The organism is Nonomuraea cypriaca (assembly GCF_015645445.1).
In the GTDB taxonomy this organism is placed as follows: domain Bacteria; phylum Actinomycetota; class Actinomycetes; order Streptosporangiales; family Streptosporangiaceae; genus Nonomuraea; species Nonomuraea cypriaca.
Window position 1 is genome coordinate 1 of the sequence record NZ_JADOGI010000052.1, and the last position, 22,169, is coordinate 22,169.

Below are 22,169 nucleotides of genomic sequence, written 5' to 3' on the forward strand. Positions count from 1 at the left end.
GCCGTGCTCTCCGGCGCCGCCCGCGTCCTGGCGACCGACGGGTCCGACGTGACGGCCGAGTTCCTGGCCGGGGCGCGGGCCGCGCTCGCCGTCGCGCGGCGGTCCGGCGTCCGGCTGGCGGTGCTGAAGGAGGGCAGCCCGTCGTGCGGCGCGCTGGCGATCTACGACGGCACGTTCGCGGGGCGGCGTACGCCGGGCCAGGGCGTCACGACGGCGCTGCTGGAGCGGAGCGGCGTCCGCGTGTTCACCGAGGACCAGGTCACCGAGGCCGCCGCCTACCTGCGGACCCTGGAGACGTAGAAGGAGCCGGCCAAGCCGGCGGCGAGCGCGGCGGCCATCGAGCTGTGATACCAGACGAGCAGCGCGGTCGCCGTGCCGGGGCCGAGCGCCAGCGCCACGATCCCCAGCACCACCCCGCCGAGCGCGGCGGCGTGACCGTAGATCAGCCCGTCCCAGACCCACGTCCTGCCGGTCAGCGCGCCGTACGCCCCGGCGAGCAGGGCCGCGCCGCAGAGCGTCTCCACGATCGCTGCGGGCACGATCACCGGCTCGCGCATCGGGCCGAGCGTGATCCCGGCGTGCAGCAGCCCGAAGAAAAGGAAGATCAGCACGTAGAGCAGCGAGAGCAGGCCCAGCGCCCGGCGAAGTGCGTCCATGCTCCCTACGCTCGCACCCTGCCATGACGGGCGAATCATCCCTGAGGAGGCGGCGCCGGTACGCCGTCGGCAGTAGAGAGCATGCGCCGCACCAGCCGGATCACCTCGTCGATGGTGACCTTGGCGTCCTCGTCGGACTCGCACGCGGCCACCTCGCGCCCCGCCTCGCCCATCATGGTGGTCAGCAGGACCACGAGCACGTGGCTCTCCCGCGTGTCCGCCAGCCCGAGCAGGCGTTTGTTGCCGCCGATCCAGTCCCAGCCGCGCTGCCTGCGCAGCGTCGAGAACTCGACCGGCCCGTCGTTCTCCAGGAACAACCTGGCCACCTCGCGCTGGTCCCACGAGCCCTCCAGGTAGGCGCGGGCCCCGGCCAGGAACCGCTCGCTCGTGCCCTCGGTGGCCCTGGCCGCCCTGGAGGTGCGCTCCTCCTGCCCGCGCATGAACTGCTCCCACAACGCCAGGAACAGGCCCGGCTTGCCGCCGAAGTGGTGGTAGAGGCTGCCGACGCTGATCCCGGACGCCTCGACGATGTCGGCGACGGTGGCGTCGGCGTACCCTTTGGCCAGGAAGACCTCACGGGCGGCGCGCAGCAGCGCGTCCCTGGTGGTGCCGGACCGGCCCCAGCGGCGGCTGCTCATGAGAACTCCCAGGTGTCGGTGCGCGGGCCTGCTGCCGATGCGGAACACCCCCCGTGCCGACGCATCAGACGCATTATGTACGCCCCGCGCACCGGACGCCGGTCACGTCATGGGGCCGAACCCGCCCCCGCGGGCGATCCGGCGTCGCCGGCCCGCAACCCGCTCAGGCCGAGGTTGCCGAGGACCAGACGTTCCCGCAGGCCCACGGGCAGGCAGGTGAGCAAGCCGATCAGGCGCGCGTCGCCGGGGACGACGTACAGGCGCTTGGGCTTGCGCGCCTCCAGCGCCTTGATCACGGTGACGGCCACCGGCGCGGCCGGGGCGGGCTTCTGGCGCGCCAGCGCCTTCTCGACCGCGGCCAGGTGGGCGGCGTAGAGGGCCGCCCGGCGCGGCTCGGCCAGCGCGAGCGCGGCCCTGGAAGCCGCCCCGGCCTTGTCGAAGATCGCGGTGGCGGTGCTGCCCGGCTCGACGAGCACGACCGGGATCCCCCACGCGGCCAGCTCCATGCGCAGCGCCTGGGACATCGCGGCCAGCGCGGCCTTGCTGCCGCACAGCGGCGCGAGGAACGGCATCGGCTGCCTGGCCGTGACCGCGCTGATGTTGATCACCCGGCCGCCGCCCGCCCGCAGCACCTGGTGGGAGTGGCGCTCATGCTCGGGCTGTCCACCCGCGGACGGGCGGCCCCGGGCGATGGTGCCGCTGGGGCTGACCGCCGGGGTGCTGGAGGTGGCCGCGATCTGGCGATCGCCGGGTTCCTGCTGGCCAGGGACGCGGCCGTCTACCTGTTCCTCGCCTGAGGGCGGCCGACCGGGTCTCGAGGCGCGGCTCTAGGATCGGACCGTCAGGGGGATCTGTGATGCTGCGTGCCTTCTTCAGGACCGAGGTCGGCAGTACGAGCGTGCTGCTCGTCGCCACCGCGCTGGCCCTGCTCTGGGCCAACTCGCCCTGGGGTGACACCTACGAGTCCTTCTGGCACACGAGCATGGGGATCTCCTTCGGCACCGCGGAGTTCTCCCTGGACCTGCGGCACTGGGTCAACGACGGGCTCATGACCCTGTTCTTCTTCGTCATCGGGCTGGAGGTCTCCTACGAGGTCCGGCTCGGGCAGCTCACGAACCGGCGGCTGATCGCCGTGCCGGCGGTGGCGGCGCTCGGCGGGATGCTCGTGCCTGCGGGGATCTACCTGCTGCTCAACTTCGGCGGGCCCGGCGCGGGCGGGTGGGGGGTGCCCATCGCCACCGACACGGCCTTCGTGCTCGGCGTGCTCGCCGTCGTCGGAGCGCGGTGCCCCGAGCCGCTGCGGGCGTTCCTGCTGACGCTGGCCATCGTCGACGACGTGCTCGCGATCATCATCATCGCGCTCTTCTACACCGCGGGCCTGTCCGTTCCCGCCCTGATCAGTGCCGTGGTGCTGCTCGCGGCCATCGTGACGCTGCGGTGGCTGAAGATCTGGCGGGCGCCCGCGTACATCGTGCTGGGCTTCGCGCTCTGGGTGGCCACGCTCGAGAGCGGCATCCATCCGACGCTGGTCGGCATCGCGCTGGGCGTCCTCGTCTTTGTCTACGCGCCCACCGACCAGAAACTGCTGCTCGCCGGGGAGGCCGTGCAGGGGTTCACGAGCGAGCCGAGCGCGCAGGCGGCGCGGGAGGCCACGCTGCGCGTCCAGCGGGCCGTCTCCGTCAACGAGCGGCTGCAGTTGCGGTTGCTGCCCTGGAGCGGCTACGTCATCGTGCCGATCTTCGCGCTGGCCAACGCCGGGGTGCGGCTCGACGGCGAGACGCTGCGCGCCGCGCTCACCTCGCCGGTGTCCATCGGCGTGGCCCTGGGCCTGCTCGTCGGGAAGTTCGCCGGCATCGCCCTCGGCACGTGGCTGCCGCTCCGGCTCGGGTGGGGCATCCTGCCTGGCAACCTGGTCTGGGGGCAGCTGCTGGGCGGGGCCGCGGTCTCGGGGATCGGGTTCACCGTCGCGCTGTTCATCGTGGACCTGGCCTTCGACGACTCGGCCCTGCACGATCAGGCGAAGATCGGGATTCTGGCGGGATCGCTGCTGGCCGCCGCGCTGGGATGGGTGATCTTCCGGCTGGCGTGGGACCGGGGCGGGGTCTGCGCGCCGCCCGAGGCCGAGCCGGCCGAGGAGCTGCCCGAGACGCTCACCGTGCCCGTCGGCCCGGACGACCACGTACGCGGGCCCGCCGACGCCAAGGTGACGATCGTCGAGTACGGCGACTTCGAATGCCCGTACTGCGGCCGGCTCCACCCGATCCTGGAGGAGCTGCGCCGCACCCATCCGGACGTACGCCTGGTGTTCCGGCATTTCCCGCTACGCACCCTGCACCCCCGGGCCGCATCCGCCGCGATCGTGTCCGAGGCCGCGGCCGACGAGGGCAGGTTCTGGGAGATGCACACGATGCTCTTCGACAACCAGCGTTTCCTCACCGACGCCGACCTCGAGCACTACGCCGCCGAACTGGCCGTCGAGCCCTGGTCCGACGTGCCCGCCCACGTCGCCAGGATCGCCCGCGACGAGGAGTCCGGCCACGCGAGCGGCGTGCGCGGCACCCCCACGATCTTCATGAACGGCGTGCGCTACCAAGGCCCACTGAACCGGGATTCGATCAGCGGCGCAGTGGAAGAACTGCGCGAATCCCCGTAGCGTCAACGAGTTCCCCTATTACCCCCGGAGATCCTTGAATGATCCAGACGTCCGCGCTGATCATCAGCGCCGTCCACTTCATCCTCATGGCCGTCCTGCTGATCGGCGGCATCATCATGATGCTGATCAAGCGGCGAGACCACGGACGAGCGGCGGTGATGGGGATGATCGGCTGTTTCGTGCTCCTGCTCGGAGCGGTGTTCAGCGTCCTGTCGGGCTTCCTGTACGAACTGCTGGCCGACTATCTCGGTATGGGGCCGACGTTCACCATCACCAATCTGATCAACCTGATCCTCACCGTGACCGGCACGGGGCTGCTGATCTGGGCGGTGGTCGCCCGCCGCGACCCGGCGCAGCCCGCGGGACCCCAGGGACAGGGCTGGCAACAGCCCCCCGCCGGCTGGCAGCAACCGCAGCAGGAGCCCGGCTGGCAGAACCCGCAGCAGCCCCCCTTCGGAGGCTGACGCCTACGACCCTCCCAAGTACGCGTTCCAGGTGATCTCACCGGCCGGCCGGGCCTCCGTGGTCAGATGGCCGGCCCTGAACGCCCGCCCCAGCCCGCCGGGCAGCCGCAGCCGCACCATCGGCCGGCGCCTCCCCCGAGCTCGCAGCCAGCGTTCGGCGGCCTCGGCCATCGTCAGCACCTCCGGACCGCCGTACTCCTCGATCCCGCCGCCGGGGCCGCGCCCGGCCAGCGACACGAGGTGCCGCGCCACATCGCGAACGTCCACCGGTTGCGCGGGTATCCCCGGATCGGCGACCACCACGCCGAGCCGGGCCATCCCCCGCAGCGCCTGGTCGACGAACTCGTGGAACTGCGTCACCCGCACGATCGTGTACGGCACCCCGCTGTCCCGCACGAGCCCCTCAGCGCGGACCTTCGTCCGGAAATATCCCCACGGCACCAGGTCTGCCCCCACGATCGAGGTGTAGATCACGTGCCCGGCGGAGGCCGCCCGCGCCGCCGCCAGCAGCGCCGACGTGCCGTCCAGCTCCACCCGCAGCGTGTAACGGCCCTTGTACGGCGCCGAGGCCAGGTGCACGATCACGTCCACCCCGGCCACGGCCTCGGCCACGCCCCTGCCGGTGGTCAGGTCCGCCACGACCCACCGCACGCCGCCATCCTGAGCGCGGGCGGCACGGCTCACCGCGCGCACGTCGTACCCCGCTTCGACCAGCAGGGCCAGCAGCGGGCGACCGAGCCGTCCGCTGCCGCCCGTCACGAGCACAGATGTCATGCCAGTACGGACGGAACAGCCGGTAAAAGTGTGACAATGGAAGTCGATAACTCCGCAGCGCGCCTGAGGGGATCATGACTCCAGAGCAGCCTGGCCGGCCGAACCCTGATCCCAACCAGACGATCAGGCACCGCTTCCCCCATCCGACCAGACCAACGCAGCAGGGGCCGCCGCCCCGGCAGGGGCCGCCCGAGGCGCCGAACACGCGGCGGCTGCCGTACACGCCGGACATGTTCCCCGACGTCCCGCACTACGAGGCCAGGCCGCCGCGGTCCTCCTGGTGGTGGGCGATCGTGGCCGGCGGGCTGGTGCTGGCGATCGCGGCCCTGGCCGTGGCCGCCGTCCTGTGGGTACGCGGCTGAGCCCGCGTCCCGCCGGGGAGCGTCATGCGCGCGTGAAGTCCATGGTCCAGTTCGTCTCCCAGGTCTTCCCGTCGTCGGCCGAGAATGCCTGCTCCCATCGCGCGCCGTCCTGGCCGAGCACACTCCAGAGGAAACGGCACCGCACCCGTCTGCCCTCGTGGGTCTCCTCGCCGTAGAACTCGCCGCGGTCGCCATCGAACGCGCCCACCATGGGCGAGGTGTCGAGCACACCCCTCGCGCTGCTCGCCCAGTAGATCGACCACTGCCGCGTCGTGTGGTCGTACACGCGGACCGTCAGCCCGCTGAACCCCTTGGTCGGGAACGTGACCTCGTCGAAGCTCGCCGCCCCGTCGAAATGCCGGGTGGCGACCGAGTGGCCGGGGAACTCGTCCCATTCGTCGCCGGCCAGGCGGCGGTTGGCGACGTTCCAGTGACCGGCGAGAAAGTCGAAGTCGTTCATGGGCGGAAAGGTAGCGACCAGTCACTGACATGTAGTGTCAGCGAATGTGCGTGCTTCCCGCCTGGTCTCGATCCTCCTGCTCCTGCAGACGCGCGGCCGGATGACGGCCCAGGAGCTCGCCGATCGGCTGGAGGTCTCCGTACGCACCATCTACCGCGACGTCGAGTCGCTCCACACCGCCGGCATCCCCCTGTACGGCGACGCGGGCCCGCACGGCGGCTACCAACTGCTCGACGGCTACCGCACCAGGCTCACCGGCCTGACCGCGGACGAGGCCGAGTCGCTGTTCCTGGCGGGCCTGCCCGGTCCCGCGGCCGAGCTGGGTCTGGGCGCGGTGGTGACGGCCGCGCAGCTCAAGCTCATGGCCGCGCTGCCCGTCGAGCTGCGCGACCGGGCCGGGCGCATCCAGGAGCGGTTCCACCTCGACGCCCCGACCTGGTACCGCGACCAGGAGCCGGTCACGTTCCTGCCCGCCGTGGCCGACGCCGTCTGGAACGAGCGCCGCGTCCAGGTCAGGTACCGCCGCTGGCAGGCGCCCCAGGAGGTGGAGCGGCGGCTGGACCCGTACGGGCTGGTGCTCAAGGCGGGGCGATGGTACCTGGTCGCGCGGGCCGGCGAGGACGTGCGGACCTACCGCGTCTCGCAGATCCTCGAACTGCACCCGCTTCCCGAGACCTTCGCCAGGCCTGAGGGCTTCTGCCTGACGGCGTACTGGCGGGAATACCTCGCCGAGTTCGAGGCCAGGCTGCGGTGGGGCGAGGCGACCGTGCGGCTGTCGCCGCGCGGCCTGGAGCGGCTGGCCGATCTCATGACGCCGGGGACGGTGGCGGCGGCGCGGCAGAGCGCGCAGCCGCCGGACGAGGAGGGCTGGACGCGGGTCACCGTGCCGATCGAGTCGATCGAGCACGCGCTGGGCGAGTTCCTCAGGCTGGGCGTGGACGCCGAGGTGCTGGATCCGGCCGAGCTGCGCGACCGCCTGGCGGCCGCCGCGAGGGTGCTCGCCGAACGCTACCGGCCCAGCTGAGCACTTATACCGCGATTTATGGGGATATTTCAGGGTGAAGACTCCCCCGCCCCAGAGAGCGCGCGGCCATGGACCTTCACGAGCGGCTGCTGGTCCAGGTCAGCGCCAGGGACGTCTACGACGCCGTGGCGCTGACCGGGCATCCCGGCTCCGGCCTGGTCTTCACCGGTCAGGCGGCGCACGACGCGATCCGCATGGTGCGCCGCCGGGGTTACGACGGCCCGGTCCTCGCCGACCGCCGCCGCTACGCGGGGTCGGCCCGCGTCCGGGGCACGGCGCGGCTCTCCGCCGACTGGATCGCGGACCAGGTCGAGTCGGGCGCCACGGCCCCGCTCACCGACTCCGGATACATCGGCAAAGGGGATGAGGAAGCCCTGCACGCCATCCTCGAACAGGCCGTCCAGTGGGAGGGTGTGATCGCGGTGCTGCCCGTACACGCCCGGTGGGTCGCCGAGGACGGGGCGGCCCTCATGCGGACGATCGCCTCCTACGGGGTGCCGGTGGCGCTGGTCGTCGAGGACGGGCCACCGTACCGGCCGCTGCCGCTCCCCCTGCTCTCGGCTGGGGTCGAGGCGCTGGCCGCGCTCGCGTACGGCGCCGAATGGGCCGCCATCGGCGTCCGCGAGGTCCTACGCCACCTCTATCCGGAACCCCCGCACCCCCCGAAACTCTGGGAATCGCTGGAACCCCCGAAATTTCCGGAATACCCGAAAACGACAGAAACCCCTGGACCGCCGGGACGCACGGAACGCCCAGGACCCTCAGGACGCCCAAACGGCCCGAAGCCGCACGCGGCGCGCGGCAGCTGGCGAAGGGGCGGGGCGCGGAGCGCGCTGGTGGCACGACCTCACAGCGTGAACCCGGAAAACTCAGGGTGTGAGGGCGCTTTCAGCCTGCCAGCAGTGCACCCAGCGCCCCTCCCCCAGCTCGGTACGGCCGGGCGCCTCGCTCCCGCACACCGGCAGGGCCACCGGGCAGCGCGGATGAAACCGGCAGCCGCCCGGCGGATCGATCAGGCTCGGCGGCTCCCCGTGCCGCTCCCCCCGCGCCGGGGCCACCCGGTCCGGATCCGGCGCCGACTCCAGCAGCAACCGCGTGTACGGATGCCGGGCCCCCTGCGTCAGCTCCTCGCCGGGACCGCTCTCGATCAGCCGCCCGGCGTACATCACCGTGATGTCCGAAGCGAAGTAGCGGGCGCTGGCGATGTCGTGCGTGATGTACAGGAGCGCCAGCCCGCTCTCGTCGGCCAGCCGCTCCAGCAGCCGCAGCACCCCGAGCCGGATCGACACGTCCAGCATCGACACGGGCTCGTCGGCGATCAGCGCCACGGGCCGCACCGCCAGCGCCCTGGCGATCGCCACCCGCTGCCGCTGCCCGCCGGACAGCTCGTGCGGCAGCTTGTCCATGAACTGCTCGACCGGCGTGAGGCTGACGCGTTCGAGCAGCTCGGCGACGAGCTCCCGCTCGTGCGCGGCCGAGCGGGCGTGCCCGTGCAGGCGCAGCGGCCTGGCCAGGTGGTAGCGCACGCGGTGGAAGGGGTTCAGCGAGGCGAACGGGTCCTGGAAGATGAGCTGCACCTGCCGCCGATAGTCCCTGAACGCCGGCCCGCGGTGCGCGCGTACCGGCTCGCCGCGCAGCAGGACCTCGCCGGACGTGGCCGGGTACACCTGCGCGAGCAGCCGCGCGACCGTGCTCTTCCCGCACCCGCTCTCCCCGACGAGCGCCGTCACCGAGCCGGCCCGCAGCGCGATCGACACGTCGTCCACGGCGCGCACGGGAGGCCGCCTGCCGAGCCGTCCCCGGGGCCCGCGGGCGGCGGTGAAGTACTTGGTGAGGTTCCGCCCCTCCAGAACGATCATGAGGTCTCCTCCACTCCGCGCCCGCCGTTCAGCAGGCACGCGACTTCGCCCTCCGCGTCGCCGGAGAGCTCGGGCAGCTCCGCGGAGCATGCCGCCACGGCCAGCCGGCAACGCGGATGAAAGGCGCATCCCTCCGGCAACGCCCTCAGGTCGGGCGGCGTGCCTGGGATGCCGAGCAGCTCCTCGCGCGGCCCGCGCAGGCGGGGGAACGAGCGCAGCAACCCCACCGTGTACGGGTGCCGCGGCGCCCGATGCAGCCCCTTCGCCGTGCCGGTCTCCACGACCCTGCCGGCGTACATGATGGCGATCCGGTCGGAGATCTCCATGAGCAGCGACAGGTCGTGCGTGATGAACACGACCGCGAAGCCGTACTCCTGCCTGAGCTCCCTGATCTCGTGCAGGATGTCGCGCTGGACCACCACGTCGAGCGCGGTCGTGGGCTCGTCCATGATGATGATCTCGGGGTTGAGCGCGAGCGCGATGGCGATGACCGCACGCTGCCGCATGCCCCCGGACAGCTCATGCGGGTACGCCCGCCGCCGGTCGGCGCTGATGCCGACGCGTCGCAGCAGCTCCACGGCCCGTTCCGTACGCTCGCCGCGCGACATCGACGGGGCGTGCACGCGCAGCACGTCGGAGATCTGGGCGCCGACGGTGCTGACCGGGTTGAGCGAGTTCATGGCGCTCTGGAAGACGACGGCCAGCTCCTTCCAGCGGAAGGCGCGCAGCTCCTCGCGTCTCAGGGCGAGCACGTCGACCGGGGAGCCGTCCTGGCGGCGGTAGACGACCGAGCCGGAGGTGATCGCGGCGGGCGGGCGCAGCAGCCGGGCGACGGCGTTCGCCAGTGTGGACTTGCCGCTGCCGCTCTCCCCCGCGAGGCCGAGGATCTCGCCGCGCCGCAGGTCGAGCGAGATGCCGGCGACGGCGTGCACGGCTCCGGAGGCGGACAGGTAGTCGACGGACAGGTCGCGGAGTTCCAGGACGTTCATGCGCGAGCCTTCCCGGGCGCCCGGCGTTCCAGCACGTTCATACGCGAGCCTCCCTGGGCACGCGGCGTGCCTTCCTGGGCACCTTGATCGTTCGCAGCCGGGGGTTGGCGATCTCGTCGATGCCGAAGTTCACCAGCGCCAGCCCGGTGCCGATGAGCGCGATGCAGAGCCCCGGCGGGATGAACCACCACCACGCCCCGATGAGCAGCGCCTGACCGTTCTGTGCGAAATAGAGCATGCTGCCCCAGCTCACGGTGGACAGGTCGGCCAGGCCGAGGAACGACAGCCCGGCCTCGGCCAGGATCGCGCCGACCACGGTTGCCAGGAAGCTGGTGGCGATGACGGGCAGCAGCACGGGCAGGATCTCGAAGAAGATGATCCGGAACGCCCCCTCGCCGCCGGCCCGTGCGGCCTGGACGAAGTCGCGGCGCCGTACGGACAGGGTCTGGGCGCGCAGCACGCGGGCGCCCCAGGCCCAGCCGGTGACCGCGATGACCACCGCCACCGAGCCGACGCCGCGCTGCGGCAGGTAGCCGGCCAGCACGATGATCAGCGGGAGGGCGGGCAGGACGAGGAAGATGTTGGTCAGCACGGAGAGCACCTCGTCGACGGCGCCGCCGAAGTAACCGCCGGCCAGGCCGACGACGACCGCGACCACGGTGGCGATCACCGCCGACAGCAGGCCGACGCCCATCGAGACGCGGGCGCCGTAGACGATCTGGGTGAGGATGTCCTGCCCGCTCTGCGTGGTGCCGAGCCAGTGTCCGGCCGACGGCCCCCGCAGCCCGGCGTCGCTGGTCGCGGCGGGGTCGGCGGTGATGAGCAGCGGCCCGAGCAGCGCCATCAGCGTGAAGAAGGCGAGGATGCCGATCCCGATCTTGATTTTCATTCGGACTCCTGCCTGGTACGCGGGTCGAGCACCACGTACGCCAGGTCGGCCAGGAAGTTGGCGACGAGCACGGCCAGCGAGATGACGAGGAAGATGCCCTGCATGAGCGGGAAGTCCTCGTTCTCGACCCCCTTGAGCAGCATCGACCCGATCCCCGGATATGAGAACACGATCTCCGTCAGCACGGACCCGCCGACGACGAAGCCGAGGCTCAGGGCGAAACTGGTGATGTTGGGCAGGATCGCGTTCCGGGCCGCGTACGCCCACATGACCCGCCTGGAGGTCAGCCCCTTGGCCTCGGCCATCACGACGTAGTCCTCGCCGAGGGTGGTCACCATGACGTTGCGCATGCCGAGGATCCGGTCGGCCATCGACGCGATCACGATCGTCAGCGCGGGCAGCGCCGCGTGGTAGACGACGCTCCCCGCGAAGTCGCCGGTGAGGCCCGGCATCACGTCGAGCCCGTACCCACGGCTGGCGGGGAACCACTGCAGCGTCACCCCGAACACGAACACGAGCGCCAGGGCCACCCAGAAGTACGGCACCGCGTGCGCGAACGTCGCGGCAGGCAGGATCCCGTCGAGCCAGGTGCCGCGCTTCCACGCCAGCAGCACGCCGAGCGAGGTGCCCACCAGGTAGCTGATCAGCGTGGCGACCCCGACGAGCCCGATCGTCCACGGCAGGCTGTCGGCGATGACCCTGGACACCTCGGTGGGAAAGAAGGTGATCGAGCGGCCCAGCTCGCCTTGAGCGAGATTGCCCAGGTAGTCCAGATACTGCCGCCACAGGCTCGCGTCGCTGATGCCGAACGCGCGGCGCATCGCGTCTATGGCCTCGGGCTCGACGTTCCCCTTCATCCTGGCCACCAGCAGGTCGACCGGGTCCCCCGGCATGAGCCGGGGGATCAGGAAGTTCAGCGTGACGGCGGCCCAGGCCGTCAGCAGGTAGAAGCCGAGCCGCCGGGCCAGGAACCTCACGTGGCCGCCGGCTTCAGCCGCAGCAGCACCACGGCCGCGTCCGGCGAGGTGTACGGCGACGGCATCGCGTACGGGTCCTGCTCGGAGGGCCAGCCGACGTACTTGTTCGTCCGGTACTCCGCCCACGACGGGCTGTAGAAGAGCGGCAGCGCGGGCAGCTTCTCGACCATGATCTTGCCGAGTCCCTGCGTGGCGCGCTGTTGCTCGGCCTCGTCCTCGGTGGCGGCGTACGCGTCGATCAACCGGTCGGTCTCGGCGTCCTTCCACCGCTGGTAGTTACCGGTCGCGGGCTCCCCGACGGGCTCGGCCAGGCCGCCGAACAGCATCGAGCGCATCTGGAAGTACGGCGTCGGCCCCGACGCGGTGGCCCTGATCGACAGCTCGTAGTCGCCCTTGCCGGTCTTGGAAACCCAGTCCTGGAACGCCACGCCCCTGGTCTCGACCGTGATGCCGATCTTGGCCAGGTCCTCGCGGATGAGCTGGGCGGCGTTCACCCAGTCGGTGAACGGCGACGGCACCAGCAGCTCGAACGTCAACTCCGCCGGGTCCACCCCTTCGAGCAGTTGCCTGGCCCGTTCGAGGTCCACCTTGAAGGCCGCGTCCCGGTACTCGGGCGCCACGTACGCCTCCCCGCCCGGCATCGGCACGCCGGTGGGATGCGCGACCTTCGTGTAGCCCCGCTCGGCCACCTTGACGATCTTGTCGCGGTCGACGGCGAGGCTGATCGCCTGGCGTACCTCCGGCTTGGCCAGGATCGGGTGGGTGAGGTTGGGCAGCAGCGTCACCACGCCCTCGGGCGGGAAGTAGAACTTGTTCTGCTCCGGCTTGCCCTGCACGTAGATCTTCTCGATGTCCGGCACGAACGCGCCCGCCCAGTCGACCTCGCCCTGCTGGAGCGCCGTCTGGATGGAGTTGGCGGTGTACGCGGGGAACCGCAGCACCGGCACCTCCGGCTTGCCCGGCTGCCAGTAGGACGGGTTCCGCTCCATCTCGTAGAGCTGCGCGGAGAACCTCGTCAGCTTGTAGGGCCCGGTGCCGACCGGCTTCGGATTCGTGAACGTGACCGGGTCCGCCTGCTTCTCCCACAGGTGCTTGGGCACGATCGGCGAGTTGCCCGCGATGTTGAACAGCTTGGCGTAGGAGGTCTTCTCGAAGTCGACGCGTACCTTGTCGGGCGCCAGCGCCTCGGCGTCCGCGATCTCCAGCGCGTTCCTGTTGAGCTGCGGGTTGTCCTTCAGCATCAGGAACGTGAACGCCACGTCCTCGGCCGTGAACGGCTGCCCGTCACTCCACTTCACCCCCTGGCGGAGCGTGAACGTGAGCGACCTGCCCTTGTCCGACCATTCGTGGTCCAAGGCCAGCCAGGGCGTGACCTCACCCGGCTTGAGCTTGTTGAAGTACATCAGGGTCTCGTGGATCATCCCGCTCGTCCCGAAGTTCACGCCTTCGAGGTGGTACGGGTTGAAGTCCTCCTGGAACGTGCCCGCGTCCGCGGCGTGGATGACCAGGGGCGGCGCGCTCGTACCCATGCCGCCCGTGGAGCCCCCGCCCGAACAGCCGGCCAGCGCCAGGACGGCGAGAACCGCGATCATCCGTCTCATCGGGCGGCCGCCTTCCCGAAGTACGCGGTCCGCAGGTCACGCGAGCCCTTCGGCGCGGCGAAGGCCTGCGCCCTGGCGAACCCGGCAGGCGCGCCGCGCACGATCGTCAGCGCGCGGTAGTAGTCGACGTACGGGAAGCCGTAGGTCTCGCCCCGGGCGTACGCGTAGCCGGTGATCGCCCGCGACCAGATCTCATACGCCTCCTCGCTCAGCTCGACGAACACGTCGGGCGCGTAGCCCTCGGCGTCCTCCCAGTTGTCGGCGTAGTAGAGCTCGCTCGCCCAGTAGGCGGGCCGCTCGCGTTCGAGGGTCTTCAGCCCGCCGTAGAAGCGGGCGTCCTCGACGATCCGGTGGGTACGGGCGTGATCCTTGTGGATGGAGGCGCTCCAATGGGTCAGGACGACGTCCGGCCGCAGCTCCCTGATCAGGTCGCCGACCCGCATCTTGACCTCCTCGTCCTCGGGCAGCAGGCCGTCCTCGTAGTCGAGGAACCTGACGTCCGCGCCGATCTCGCCCGCGAACGTCTCGGCCTCCTCGCGCTTCTGCTTCGCGTAGTCGGCGACGGACATCCGGGGGTGGCCGCGCTCGCCGAGCGTGAGATGCAGCAGCGTGGCGCGGTCGCCGCGCAGGACGTGCTGGGCGAGCACCGCGCCCGCCGTCAGGTCGAGGTCGCCCGCGTGGGCGCCGATGGCCAGTACGTGGGTGGTCTGCTCGCTCACGCGCCCCGCCTCATCACATGGAACCGTCTGGTGATCTGGTAGCCCGCTTTGGTGTAGAGGTGGCCGGCGGGGCTGGCTTCGCCGGTCCAGAGGAACCACGAGGAGTGGAGCCCTTCGGCGCGCATCATGGTCATGGTGCGGTGAAGGAGGATCTTGCCGAGGCCGGTGCCGCGCTGCTCGGGGGCGACGCCGAAGGGGCCGAACCGCTCGGGGACGCCGCGGTAGGCCGCGTAGAGGGCGAACCCGACTATTTGGTCTTTTTTCGCGATAACCATGCATTTGGGGTCGCGATGCTGGCGAATCGCCTCGCCCCAGTCGGGGTTGAACACCTCCGCCGCGAACCGGATGAGCTCGGGTAACTCGCCATCGAGCGGGCTGCGGACGGCGTACCCCTCGCTCTCCCTGCCGGCCCGCAGGTCGTGTACGTCGGCCGGCGTCACGTACCCGACCAGCGTCCGGTCCATGGCGACCGGCGAGTAGAGCGTCCGGAAGCCGAGCCCTTCCAGCAACCGGAACCCGTCCGGGTAGAGCTCGACGTCCGCGCCCGGCAGCACATAGTTCGGCGTATACGACGAAAAATCCACCTTCGTCCGGCCGGCCGACTCCAGGAACCCCAGCGCCTCCCCCAGGAGCCGCCGCCCCAGCCCACCGCCGCGATGCCCGGGTTCGACGAAGAAGAACGGGATCCATCCCAGGTCCGGCTCCAGGTCGGTGCCGGGGGCCAGTGGTGTGCGCCTGCGGACGGCGTACGCGCAGCCGACCACGCGCCCGTCCGCCACGGCCACGCGTAAGCCGTAGGGGTCGAAGTTGGGATCGAGCAGGACGCAGTCGCGGAACCAGCCGGAGGTCGTGGGATCGCCTGGCATGCTGCGGTTCCAGGCCTCGACCAGGGAGTTCTCGTCCCCGGACGCGAACGCGCGGACAGTGACCATGAGGGTCCTTTCACCTGGAGCACTCCGGCCACAGCTTTCCCACTGTCAACGCACAGGTCAAGAACTCGCAGGAAGAAATTTTCTTCACAGCCAGATACCTAGAAAATTAGTTTCGCGTGCGGTAAGTATGGAATGTTGCACGTCAAGCGGTGTGCGGAGCATCACAGCCGCAGGGGGAATCGCCGCCCGCCACCTGCGGTTGCAGTGGATCGACTGACCAAAAGGCCAGCCTCGCAAACGCCTTTGGCGGAGGTTCTCATGAAGGCATGGTCACGCTGGCAGGACTGGGTAACCCTGGTCGCCGGCCTCTACGCGGCGCTCTCTCCGATCTGGGTCGTCGGTGCCTCCGGCGCCACTCCCGCGCTGATCGTCCTTGGCGCGCTGATCGTGATCACCTCACTCGTTTCGCTCGCGAACCCGGGTGTCGTCGCGACGGAATGGCTCAACACCCTCTGGGGCGTGCTGCTGTTCGTCGCCCCGTGGGTGATCACGTACGCCACGGCCGTGGGGGCGTCGTGGACGTCCTGGGTCGTCGGTGTCATCACGGTGGTGCTCAGCCTCACCGCCGTACCCGCCAGCAAGGCGGCCCACCATCACGTGACCCAGCACTGACGGGCGCGCCGTTCCCGGTCATGCGGGCCACTGGGCCGGACCATCGAAGGTCCGGCCCTTTTTCATGTCCGGCCACCGATGAACCAGCGCTGTCACGTCCGCCTGCCGACACACCAGGCCGCTCACGTCCGGCAAGCACACTTCTCACGTCCGGCGGTGTCCACAGGACAAGGCGTACAGTCTCGACCTCATCCACAGAACCACGTTCGGCCGCTCCGCCCCCCTCCAACCCCGGCATCCTCGTTTCCGGCACCACCGCCACCACCCACCAGAAAGGAATCCGAGGATGCCCGGAGGACCGCCCACGCTGGGCTTCAGCCTGATCGTCTACGCTGCGGTCGGCCTGGTGACCCTGATGGCCACCAAGCTGAGGAGGCGCAGGTGACGCTCACCCTCACCGTCATCGTCCCGGCGCACAACGAGGAGCACGGCCTCCCCGCCACGCTGGGATCCATCGCCGCTCAGTCGATCCCACCAGAGAAGGTCATCGTGGTGGACGACGGCTCGACCGACCGCACCGGCGAGGTGGCCGCGTCGTACGGCGTGACCGTCCTTCGCCCATCCCACAACCTGGGCAGCAAGGCCAGAGCACAAAACCACGCGCTCCCACACTGCGACACCGACCTGGTCCTGGCCGTGGACGCGGACACCGTGCTCGCACCCGACTACATCGAGCGGATCAAGCCCGCGTTCGACGATCCAGCAGTGGAGGTGGCCGCGGGAAACGTGCAGACCCGTTTCGCCCGCACCCCATGGGAGCGCGGCCGATCCACCGAATACCTCTTCGGCTTCCACTGGCACCGCCCGATCCAGCAGCTCGCCGACAGCCCCATGGTGTGCTCGGGCTGCTGCTCGGTGTTCAGACGCACGACGCTGACGGCGTTCGGCGGTTTCCCTGAGCGCACGATCGTCGAGGACATGGACTACACGTGGAGCCAGCAGCTCGACGGCCGCAAAGCGGTCTACGTCACCGACGCCATGGCGTGGGCAGCCGACCCCGAAACTCTCCCCTACCTACGCAAACAAGTGTGGCGGTGGATGGCGGGCTTCATGCAGAATGTCCGCCTCCACCTGCCTCGCCTGCTCACCCGCAAACCCATGCTGGCCACCTGGATCATCGTGGCCCTCCTCGAGATCCTCCTGGCCCCGCTGTGGTGGGCGAGTCCGCTGATCCTCACCCTCGCCATGCATGAGCCCGTGGCCCGCACGATGGCCTGGTGGGTGGGCGGCGAGCTCCTCCTCACCGTCCCCGCCCTCCTCTACGCGGCCAGACGCCGCCGCCTCCTCCTCCACCAGGTCCTGTACAACCTCCCCTTCGCCTACCTCAACAAAGCCGTCAACCTCTACTACGCCTGGAAGGCCCTGGTGGTCGAGCTCATCATGGTCCCTCTCCACCTGTCCCAGGGTCTGCTCATCTACGAGAAAGGCCGCTGAAGACCACCGCCAAGCCCCAAAAAAACGAAGCCCCGAAAACACCAAGACCCCAGCAGCCCCACGACACGCGGACCAGAGCTCGGCCTACCCACGACGCGCGGACCAGAGCTCCGCGCTACCACATGGACAGGTCACGCGCCCCGGTGACCGTGGAGACCGTGTCGAATCGGCGGACCTGCCCGCCCTGCGCGAGTCGCGGCCAGCCGGGGTCGCCGGTGCGTGCGAAGGAGATCCACGCCGCGTGCATCTCCTTGGCCAGCGACGCCGGCGGCTCGTCCGGGCCGAGCAGCCCGGCCGGTCCCCGCAGCCCGGGAAGATCGAGGTGATCGAACACGAACGGGAGCTCCACCGCGTGCGCGGCACCGAGCCGGCCCTCGACGGCGGTGGAGCGCCAGGCGAACTCGTACGCGTACGCGTCGCCGTGCGCCTCGGCCAGCCTCCGGGTGCCGGCGCCGAAGAGCGCGTCACCGAGGATCGCCGACCGCGTCCCGGCGGGGCCGGCCCCCGGTGACCGGGCCTCGTACGCCGCGATGAGCTCGCCGGGGGCGCGATGCGCCTGGGCGGCGGTCCTCCGTACGTCCTCGGCCGTCGAGGTCGTCAGGTCGCCCTGCGGCGCGAGGTAGAGGTTGCCCTCCTCCAGGTTGGTGCCGATGAGCAGGCCGGCGTCCGCCAAGGGGCTCTCGGCGGGCTGCCTGTCCAACACGATGCTGAACGCGCTGAGCCCGGCGAGCGGGTCGAGCCGGTCCTCCGTCCGCAGGTCGAGCCCGCCGAGCCCGGCCATGACCGCGACGAACCGCTCGTCGGGCACGGGGGCGAAGCCGGCCGCCGTCGGTTCGGTGCCCAGCGCGGCCGCGACCGCCCTGGTCACCCGTGCGGCCTGCTCGGGAGAGAACGCGCCCAGTCCGCTGCCGCTCTGCACGATCGCCCGCCGGAACAACCCCTCCGCCTCGGGCGTGGCGAGGATCCCGCCGACGATCGTCGCGCCCGCGGACTGGCCGAACAGGGTGACGTTGCAGGGATCGCCGCCGAATGCCTCGACGTTGCGCCGCACCCAGCCCAGCGCGGCGATGACATCCCGCAGTCCGCGGTTGCGCGGCGCCCCTGGCAGGTCGAGGAACCCCGCGACGCCCAGCCGGTAGTTGAGCGTCACCAGGACCACGCCGTCACGGGCGAACGCGGCGCCGTCGAACAGCGGGGACCTGGTCGAGCCGGCGACGAAGCCGCCGCCGTGTACGAACACCATGACCGGGCAGCCCTCGGCATCCCGCGGCGCCCAGACGTTGACCGTCAGGTAGTCGTCACCCCGGACCCACCCAGGTCCGAAGTACGGCGACATGTCGAGCACGCCGAAGGCGTCTCTGCGGGGCTGCGGCGGGGTCGGCCCGGGCAGCCGGGCACCGCGCACGCCCGCCCACGGCTCATGCGGCTCGGGCAGCGCGAACCGGCCGGCGCCCCGTGGCGGGGCGGCGTACGGAATGGCGAGGAAGCGGCGCACGTCTCCGTCGGCGCTCCCGCGCACGGCCCCCTCGGTGGTGGTCACGATCGGCTGGGTCACAGCTCTTCTCCTTTCTCGCTTCAGAACCGCGAATCTCGCTTTAGAGCCGGGCGAACGGGGCCCAGGTCTTGATGGCGAACTTGTCACCATCTCGTACGACTTCCGCGCCGCCGTGCCCGCCCAGGTGCGCGGGCAGCAGGAGGGCGTTGGTGTCGCTGGCCTGGCCGAGCAGCCGCCGGCGGGTGGCCCTGGCCGCCGCGGGGTCCTCGCAGAAGCAGCTGTTCACGTCGGGCTCGACGACCTGCAACGCGGTGTTCAGCAGGTCACCCACGAACAGCGCCCTGTCGGTGCCGGACTCCAGCGCCAGCACCGACGAGCCCGGCGTGTGCCCTGGCGCGAGGTCGAGACGCAGGTTCTCGTCGATGGTGTGGGAGTCCTCCCAGAGCAGGGTCTGCCCTGCCTCGTGCACGGGTGCGACGCTGTCCTCGAACACGTTCTGGTTGCCGCGGCCCAGCTTCGGCTCGTGGCCGTTGGCGGGGTTCCAGAAGTCGAAGTCGGCCCGTGGCATCAGGTAGGTGGCGTTGGGGAAGGTCGGCACCCACGTACGGCCGTCGAGCCGGGTGTTCCAGCCGACGTGGTCGACGTGCAGGTGCGTGTTGATCACCAGGTCGACGTCCTCTGGCCGGACGCCCGCCGTCGCGAGCTCGTCGAGGAAGCCGGTGCTCAGGCGGCTCCACACCGGCGAGTACGGCCGCTCCTTGTGGTTGCCGACGCCGGTGTCGACCAGGATCGTCTTACCCTCGCTGCGCAGCAGCCAGGTCTGGATCGCGGAGACGATGACGCCGGTGGCGGCGTCGACGAAGTCGGGCGCCAGCCAGGACTCGTGCTCCCGCCAGGTCTCCTCCTGCGCCTCGGGAAAGAAGGTCCCCGCGGACAGCTCGACCGATCCGTAGTACTCCTTGATCCGGGTGATCGTGACGTCACCCAGCACTGTTTCCCGCACGGCGGCTCCCGCATGGTTCTCGGTTGGAATCCCCGCCAGCATGTGTCCGGGGCCGTACCCGCAGCCAGGCCGGGTTCTGCCTACCACTGGCCGGGGCAGGCTGCGGGTCCGGAGGCGAGGCACACTGAGGTCATGACGGTTTCCGCTCAACTCGGCGAGTTCCTGCGGGCGCGGCGCGCACGCCTGCGGCCCGAGGACATCGACCTGGTCCCGCTGCCCCATCGGCGACGCGTGGCGGGTCTACGCCGCGAGGAGGTCGCGCTGCTGGCCGGCGTCAGCGCGTCGTACTACACGCGGCTCGAACAGGGCCAGTCCGGCACCGCGTCCGACGCCGTGCTCGGCGCGCTCGCCACCGCCCTGCGGCTCGACGAACACGAGCACGCGCATCTGCGGGAGCTCGCCTCGCAGCGTCCCCGCCCTCTCAAGCGCCCGCCGGTGGAGCGCGTCGACGCCCTCACCCGAGATCTGATGCGCTCGTTCGAGAACGTGCCCGCACTCGTCCTCGGCCGTCGTACCGACGTGCTGGCCTGGAATCCCCTGGGCCACGCCCTGCTGGCCGGGCACCTCGACCGCGGCTCTCCCGACCGTCTCCCCGACCGCCCGAACCTGGCCAGGATGCTGTTCCTGGACCCGCACACCCGCGAGTTGTACACGGACTGGGAACGCAAGGCGCGAGCGGTCGTGGGATACCTGCGGCTCGTCGCGGGGCGGCATCCCGAGGATGCGCTCCTGGCCTCCCTGGTCGGAGAGCTGACCATGAAGTGCAGTGAATTCGCCGCCCTGTGGAGCGACCACCGTGTCAAGCCCTGCGAGGCGGAGTCCTACCGGTTGCGCCATCCGCTGGTCGGCGAGCTCACCGTCACCCAGCAGAACCTCGTGCTCGCGCGTTCGCCCGAACAGTCCCTGGGCGTGATCACCACCGAGGAGGGCTCCGCGGCGCAGGACGCCCTCAACCTCCTGAGCCGGTACGCGCTCAACGACTGACGCCGGCAGCCGGCAGCCGCCGAGAGCCGATCGATTACTACCGAGAGGCAGACACGTTGCGCCGGCGCGGCGTCGCGGATTCGACCGCCGGCCTGGCCGCCGAGGCGGGGATCGCCGTATTCAAGATCGCGTACGAACGCTGGATCAACGACCCCGGCCAGGCGGACCTGCCGCAACTCATCCACGAGTCGTTGAACGAGCTCAAAGCCGTGACCGCGGGCCGTACGCACACCGCCTGACCTGGCTCCAGCCTCTTCGCGCGGAGCCCGCATGCGTGGGTGCGGCCCTCCCAGGAACGACTCACCTCTCCCACCGCACCTTCGGCCTCGGCAGACTCGGCAACGCCGCCGCCAGGGCGGCACAGACCATGGAGGTTCAGCGAGCATGATCGGAAAAGTGCTGCTCATCCTCGGCGCCCTCACCACGATGACCGCCTGCGCCGACGCAGCCCGCAGAGGTGCGGCGCCGACATCAACGTCAGCGCCGACATCAGCATCGGCATCGGCATCGGCGTCAGCGCCGGCATCAGCGGCGCCGTCGGCGGAGGCGTCGGCGGAGGCGTCGGCGGAGGCGCAGGCGGACCGGAGCGCCAGCCCGCATCCGCACGTCGGCATGTGGGTCACCGCCGACGGGCGCATCCGCCAGGAGTTGCGCCCCGACGGCCGGTACGAGGAGGAGCGCGACGGCCGCCCCCGGGCCTACACCGGCCGGTACACCGTCACGGGCGATCACATCGACTACTTCGACGACCTCGGTTTCACGGCCACCGGCGACGTCCGCGACGGCGTCCTCTACCACGAGCACCTCGTGCTCTACCGGGAGTCCCCGGACCCGGGGACCGCTCAGGCGATGCCGCCGTTGGCGTAGAGGACCTGGCCGTTGACCCAGCGTGCCGGACCGGCCAGGAAGGCGACCACCTCAGCGATGTCCGCCGGGGTGCCGAGGCGTTCGAGCGGAGGCTGCGAGGTGAAGCGGTCGATCGTCGCCTGGTCCTTGCCCTCCAGGAACATGGAGGTGGCGGTGGGTCCGGGGGCCACCGCGTTGACGGTGACGTCGCGGCCCCGCAACTCCCGGGCCAGCACGAGCGTCATGGTCTCGACGGCGGCCTTGCTGGCGCGGCATAGCCGGAGTAGCCGGGATAGCCAAGTTCGGTCTGCGACGTGGAGAAGGTGATGATGGCACCCCCGGCGCGCAACCGGCGGGCGGCCTGCTGCGCGACCACGAACGTGCCGCGGATGTTCGTACGGTGCATGCGATCGAGAGCGCCGAGGTCGAACTCCGCGAGCGACTGGAGGACCAGGGCGGCCGCGGTGTTGACGACGACGTCGATCCCGCCGAACGCCGCCTCCACCGCGTCGAACGCCTCCGCCATGGCGCCTTCGTCGGCCACGTCGCCCGTCACCGTGATCGCCAGGCCGCCGGCGGCCTGGATCGCATGGCCGTGCAGCCCCTCCGCTCCACCCGCAAGCAGCTGATCCACCCACACGCGGGGCCTCTCGACGTGCAGTGCGACTTCGTCCTCAGCTCCATCACCGGCCACCGTCTGGTCATCTTCCGGCCACAACCGGGCTCGGCCACCGCGGCGAACCTCGAGTTCCTCCAGGTGCTCGGCGAGCAGACATTCGACGCCTGACACTCAGGCGG

At 70.7% G+C, this 22,169-nt stretch carries 28 protein-coding genes; 12 read left to right on the forward strand and 16 right to left on the reverse strand.

Annotation, left to right across the window (positions count from 1 at the left end):
* The coding region (locus ITP53_RS18825; protein ID WP_195896716.1) for a DUF523 domain-containing protein at positions 1 to 300 on the forward strand (300 nt) is incomplete at its 5' end.
* On the opposite strand, the gene ITP53_RS18830 is transcribed toward ITP53_RS18825, so the two are convergent.
* The 3 genes from ITP53_RS18830 to ITP53_RS18840 all read right to left on the reverse strand — a co-directional run bounded on the left by ITP53_RS18830 (position 276) and on the right by ITP53_RS18840 (position 1,926).
* Positions 276 to 656, reverse strand: coding sequence for a hypothetical protein (locus ITP53_RS18830; RefSeq protein ID WP_195896717.1), 381 nt, complete (start codon positions 654 to 656; stop codon positions 276 to 278). The two genes, ITP53_RS18825 and ITP53_RS18830, sit on opposite strands and share 25 nt — an antisense overlap.
* A gap of 35 nt (positions 657 to 691) precedes the next feature.
* Positions 692 to 1,294 carry a TetR/AcrR family transcriptional regulator gene (locus ITP53_RS18835; protein ID WP_195896718.1) on the reverse strand — a complete coding sequence of 201 codons (603 nt, stop codon included), beginning with the start codon at positions 1,292 to 1,294 and terminating at the stop codon, positions 692 to 694.
* Positions 1,295 to 1,401: 107 nt separating this feature from the next.
* Positions 1,402 to 1,926: an SDR family NAD(P)-dependent oxidoreductase gene (locus tag ITP53_RS18840; RefSeq protein ID WP_195896719.1), complete on the reverse strand. Its 525-nt coding sequence runs from the start codon at positions 1,924 to 1,926 to the stop codon at positions 1,402 to 1,404.
* Between the two features lie 18 nt (positions 1,927 to 1,944).
* On the opposite strand from ITP53_RS18840, the gene ITP53_RS18845 reads away from it, so the two are divergent.
* The 3 genes from ITP53_RS18845 to ITP53_RS18855 are packed head-to-tail and all read left to right on the forward strand — an operon-like array spanning position 1,945 to position 4,411.
* Positions 1,945 to 2,091, forward strand: coding sequence for a hypothetical protein (locus ITP53_RS18845; RefSeq protein WP_195896720.1), 147 nt, complete (start codon positions 1,945 to 1,947; stop codon positions 2,089 to 2,091).
* A gap of 59 nt (positions 2,092 to 2,150) precedes the next feature.
* Positions 2,151 to 3,947: a Na+/H+ antiporter NhaA gene (gene nhaA, locus ITP53_RS18850; RefSeq protein ID WP_195896721.1), complete on the forward strand. Its 1,797-nt coding sequence runs from the start codon at positions 2,151 to 2,153 to the stop codon at positions 3,945 to 3,947.
* 38 nt (positions 3,948 to 3,985) lie between these two features.
* The gene (locus tag ITP53_RS18855) at positions 3,986 to 4,411 is read left to right on the forward strand and encodes a hypothetical protein (protein WP_195896722.1); all 426 of its coding nucleotides are present in this window, start codon (positions 3,986 to 3,988) and stop codon (positions 4,409 to 4,411) included.
* Between the two features lie 3 nt (positions 4,412 to 4,414).
* Here ITP53_RS18855 and ITP53_RS18860 read toward each other — a convergent pair whose 3' ends face one another.
* Positions 4,415 to 5,185, reverse strand: a complete 771-nt coding sequence (locus ITP53_RS18860) for an SDR family oxidoreductase (protein WP_195896723.1) — start codon at positions 5,183 to 5,185, stop codon at positions 4,415 to 4,417.
* 74 nt (positions 5,186 to 5,259) lie between these two features.
* Here ITP53_RS18860 and ITP53_RS18865 point away from each other — a divergent pair, with 74 nt between their 5' ends.
* Positions 5,260 to 5,547 carry a hypothetical protein gene (locus tag ITP53_RS18865; protein WP_195896724.1) on the forward strand — a complete coding sequence of 96 codons (288 nt, stop codon included), beginning with the start codon at positions 5,260 to 5,262 and terminating at the stop codon, positions 5,545 to 5,547.
* A gap of 22 nt (positions 5,548 to 5,569) precedes the next feature.
* Here ITP53_RS18865 and ITP53_RS18870 read toward each other — a convergent pair whose 3' ends face one another.
* Complete coding sequence (locus ITP53_RS18870) at positions 5,570 to 6,007, reverse strand: hypothetical protein (RefSeq protein ID WP_195896725.1); 438 nt, start codon at positions 6,005 to 6,007, stop codon at positions 5,570 to 5,572.
* Between the two features lie 46 nt (positions 6,008 to 6,053).
* On the opposite strand from ITP53_RS18870, the gene ITP53_RS18875 reads away from it, so the two are divergent.
* Positions 6,054 to 7,031, forward strand: coding sequence for a helix-turn-helix transcriptional regulator (locus ITP53_RS18875; RefSeq protein ID WP_195896726.1), 978 nt, complete (start codon positions 6,054 to 6,056; stop codon positions 7,029 to 7,031).
* Between the two features lie 869 nt (positions 7,032 to 7,900).
* Here ITP53_RS18875 and ITP53_RS18885 read toward each other — a convergent pair.
* The 7 genes from ITP53_RS18885 to ITP53_RS18915 are packed head-to-tail and all read right to left on the reverse strand — an operon-like array spanning position 7,901 to position 14,997.
* Positions 7,901 to 8,890, reverse strand: coding sequence for an ABC transporter ATP-binding protein (locus tag ITP53_RS18885; RefSeq protein ID WP_207756115.1), 990 nt, complete (start codon positions 8,888 to 8,890; stop codon positions 7,901 to 7,903).
* Entirely contained in the window at positions 8,887 to 9,879 is a 993-nt protein-coding gene (locus ITP53_RS18890) for an ABC transporter ATP-binding protein (protein WP_195896729.1), read from the reverse strand. Before ITP53_RS18890 ends, ITP53_RS18885 begins: the two co-directional genes overlap by 4 nt.
* A gap of 37 nt (positions 9,880 to 9,916) precedes the next feature.
* The gene (locus ITP53_RS18895) at positions 9,917 to 10,768 is read right to left on the reverse strand and encodes an ABC transporter permease (RefSeq protein ID WP_195896730.1); all 852 of its coding nucleotides are present in this window, start codon (positions 10,766 to 10,768) and stop codon (positions 9,917 to 9,919) included.
* The gene (locus tag ITP53_RS18900; protein ID WP_195896731.1) at positions 10,765 to 11,745 is read right to left on the reverse strand and encodes an ABC transporter permease; all 981 of its coding nucleotides are present in this window, start codon (positions 11,743 to 11,745) and stop codon (positions 10,765 to 10,767) included. Before ITP53_RS18900 ends, ITP53_RS18895 begins: the two co-directional genes overlap by 4 nt.
* A complete protein-coding gene (locus ITP53_RS18905) occupies positions 11,742 to 13,346 on the reverse strand; it encodes an ABC transporter substrate-binding protein (protein ID WP_207756116.1) in 1,605 nt (534 codons plus the stop codon). The genes ITP53_RS18900 and ITP53_RS18905 overlap by 4 nt, the downstream gene beginning before the upstream one ends.
* Entirely contained in the window at positions 13,343 to 14,065 is a 723-nt protein-coding gene (locus ITP53_RS18910) for a PIG-L deacetylase family protein (RefSeq protein WP_195896733.1), read from the reverse strand. Before ITP53_RS18910 ends, ITP53_RS18905 begins: the two co-directional genes overlap by 4 nt.
* Positions 14,062 to 14,997, reverse strand: a complete 936-nt coding sequence (locus ITP53_RS18915) for a GNAT family N-acetyltransferase (RefSeq protein WP_195896734.1) — start codon at positions 14,995 to 14,997, stop codon at positions 14,062 to 14,064. Before ITP53_RS18915 ends, ITP53_RS18910 begins: the two co-directional genes overlap by 4 nt.
* Positions 14,998 to 15,255: 258 nt before the next feature.
* Here ITP53_RS18915 and ITP53_RS18920 point away from each other — a divergent pair, with 258 nt between their 5' ends.
* Entirely contained in the window at positions 15,256 to 15,609 is a 354-nt protein-coding gene (locus ITP53_RS18920; protein ID WP_195896735.1) for an SPW repeat domain-containing protein, read from the forward strand.
* Between the two features lie 381 nt (positions 15,610 to 15,990).
* A complete protein-coding gene (locus tag ITP53_RS18925; RefSeq protein WP_207756117.1) occupies positions 15,991 to 17,043 on the forward strand; it encodes a glycosyltransferase family 2 protein in 1,053 nt (350 codons plus the stop codon).
* 115 nt (positions 17,044 to 17,158) lie between these two features.
* On the opposite strand, the gene ITP53_RS18930 is transcribed toward ITP53_RS18925, so the two are convergent.
* Positions 17,159 to 18,598, reverse strand: a complete 1,440-nt coding sequence (locus ITP53_RS18930; RefSeq protein ID WP_328815008.1) for a carboxylesterase/lipase family protein — start codon at positions 18,596 to 18,598, stop codon at positions 17,159 to 17,161.
* Positions 18,599 to 18,638: 40 nt separating this feature from the next.
* The gene (locus ITP53_RS18935; protein WP_328815011.1) at positions 18,639 to 19,541 is read right to left on the reverse strand and encodes an MBL fold metallo-hydrolase; all 903 of its coding nucleotides are present in this window, start codon (positions 19,539 to 19,541) and stop codon (positions 18,639 to 18,641) included.
* A gap of 132 nt (positions 19,542 to 19,673) precedes the next feature.
* On the opposite strand from ITP53_RS18935, the gene ITP53_RS18940 reads away from it, so the two are divergent.
* From ITP53_RS18940 to ITP53_RS57660, 3 genes are all read left to right on the forward strand, one after another.
* Complete coding sequence (locus tag ITP53_RS18940; RefSeq protein WP_195896739.1) at positions 19,674 to 20,525, forward strand: helix-turn-helix transcriptional regulator; 852 nt, start codon at positions 19,674 to 19,676, stop codon at positions 20,523 to 20,525.
* Between the two features lie 56 nt (positions 20,526 to 20,581).
* A complete protein-coding gene (locus ITP53_RS18945; protein WP_195896740.1) occupies positions 20,582 to 20,764 on the forward strand; it encodes a hypothetical protein in 183 nt (60 codons plus the stop codon).
* Positions 20,765 to 20,909: 145 nt separating this feature from the next.
* On the forward strand, positions 20,910 to 21,392 hold the full coding sequence (locus tag ITP53_RS57660) for an Atu4866 domain-containing protein (protein ID WP_236050972.1): 483 nt from the start codon (positions 20,910 to 20,912) through the stop codon (positions 21,390 to 21,392).
* Here ITP53_RS57660 and ITP53_RS60320 read toward each other — a convergent pair.
* Both ITP53_RS60320 and ITP53_RS60325 read right to left on the reverse strand, forming a co-directional pair.
* A complete protein-coding gene (locus tag ITP53_RS60320) occupies positions 21,368 to 21,616 on the reverse strand; it encodes an SDR family oxidoreductase (protein ID WP_328815016.1) in 249 nt (82 codons plus the stop codon). The two genes, ITP53_RS57660 and ITP53_RS60320, sit on opposite strands and share 25 nt — an antisense overlap.
* On the reverse strand, positions 21,613 to 21,927 hold the full coding sequence (locus ITP53_RS60325) for an SDR family oxidoreductase (protein ID WP_328815018.1): 315 nt from the start codon (positions 21,925 to 21,927) through the stop codon (positions 21,613 to 21,615). Before ITP53_RS60325 ends, ITP53_RS60320 begins: the two co-directional genes overlap by 4 nt.
* A 33-nt stretch (positions 21,928 to 21,960) precedes the next feature.
* Here ITP53_RS60325 and ITP53_RS18960 point away from each other — a divergent pair, with 33 nt between their 5' ends.
* Complete coding sequence (locus tag ITP53_RS18960) at positions 21,961 to 22,158, forward strand: hypothetical protein (protein WP_195896741.1); 198 nt, start codon at positions 21,961 to 21,963, stop codon at positions 22,156 to 22,158.
* Positions 22,159 to 22,169: the final 11 nt, after the last annotated feature.

Bases quoted from the DNA above. Each gene is read 5' to 3' on its own strand.
- ITP53_RS18830 (WP_195896717.1), bottom strand. From the start codon at position 656: ATGGACGCACTTCGCCGGGCGCTGGGCCTGCTCTCGCTGCTCTACGTG.
- ITP53_RS18835 (WP_195896718.1), bottom strand. From the start codon at position 1,294: ATGAGCAGCCGCCGCTGGGGCCGGTCCGGCACCACCAGGGACGCGCTG.
- ITP53_RS18845 (WP_195896720.1), top strand. From the start codon at position 1,945: ATGCTCGGGCTGTCCACCCGCGGACGGGCGGCCCCGGGCGATGGTGCC.
- nhaA (WP_195896721.1), top strand. From the start codon at position 2,151: ATGCTGCGTGCCTTCTTCAGGACCGAGGTCGGCAGTACGAGCGTGCTG.
- ITP53_RS18855 (WP_195896722.1), top strand. From the start codon at position 3,986: ATGATCCAGACGTCCGCGCTGATCATCAGCGCCGTCCACTTCATCCTC.
- ITP53_RS18860 (WP_195896723.1), bottom strand. From the start codon at position 5,185: ATGACATCTGTGCTCGTGACGGGCGGCAGCGGACGGCTCGGTCGCCCG.
- ITP53_RS18865 (WP_195896724.1), top strand. From the start codon at position 5,260: ATGACTCCAGAGCAGCCTGGCCGGCCGAACCCTGATCCCAACCAGACG.
- ITP53_RS18870 (WP_195896725.1), bottom strand. From the start codon at position 6,007: ATGAACGACTTCGACTTTCTCGCCGGTCACTGGAACGTCGCCAACCGC.
- ITP53_RS18885 (WP_207756115.1), bottom strand. From the start codon at position 8,890: ATGATCGTTCTGGAGGGGCGGAACCTCACCAAGTACTTCACCGCCGCC.
- ITP53_RS18890 (WP_195896729.1), bottom strand. From the start codon at position 9,879: ATGAACGTCCTGGAACTCCGCGACCTGTCCGTCGACTACCTGTCCGCC.
- ITP53_RS18895 (WP_195896730.1), bottom strand. From the start codon at position 10,768: ATGAAAATCAAGATCGGGATCGGCATCCTCGCCTTCTTCACGCTGATG.
- ITP53_RS18905 (WP_207756116.1), bottom strand. From the start codon at position 13,346: ATGAGACGGATGATCGCGGTTCTCGCCGTCCTGGCGCTGGCCGGCTGT.
- ITP53_RS18915 (WP_195896734.1), bottom strand. From the start codon at position 14,997: ATGGTCACTGTCCGCGCGTTCGCGTCCGGGGACGAGAACTCCCTGGTC.
- ITP53_RS18920 (WP_195896735.1), top strand. From the start codon at position 15,256: ATGAAGGCATGGTCACGCTGGCAGGACTGGGTAACCCTGGTCGCCGGC.
- ITP53_RS18940 (WP_195896739.1), top strand. From the start codon at position 19,674: ATGACGGTTTCCGCTCAACTCGGCGAGTTCCTGCGGGCGCGGCGCGCA.
- ITP53_RS57660 (WP_236050972.1), top strand. From the start codon at position 20,910: ATGATCGGAAAAGTGCTGCTCATCCTCGGCGCCCTCACCACGATGACC.
- ITP53_RS60320 (WP_328815016.1), bottom strand. From the start codon at position 21,616: ATGACGCTCGTGCTGGCCCGGGAGTTGCGGGGCCGCGACGTCACCGTC.
- ITP53_RS18960 (WP_195896741.1), top strand. From the start codon at position 21,961: ATGGCCGTGCAGCCCCTCCGCTCCACCCGCAAGCAGCTGATCCACCCA.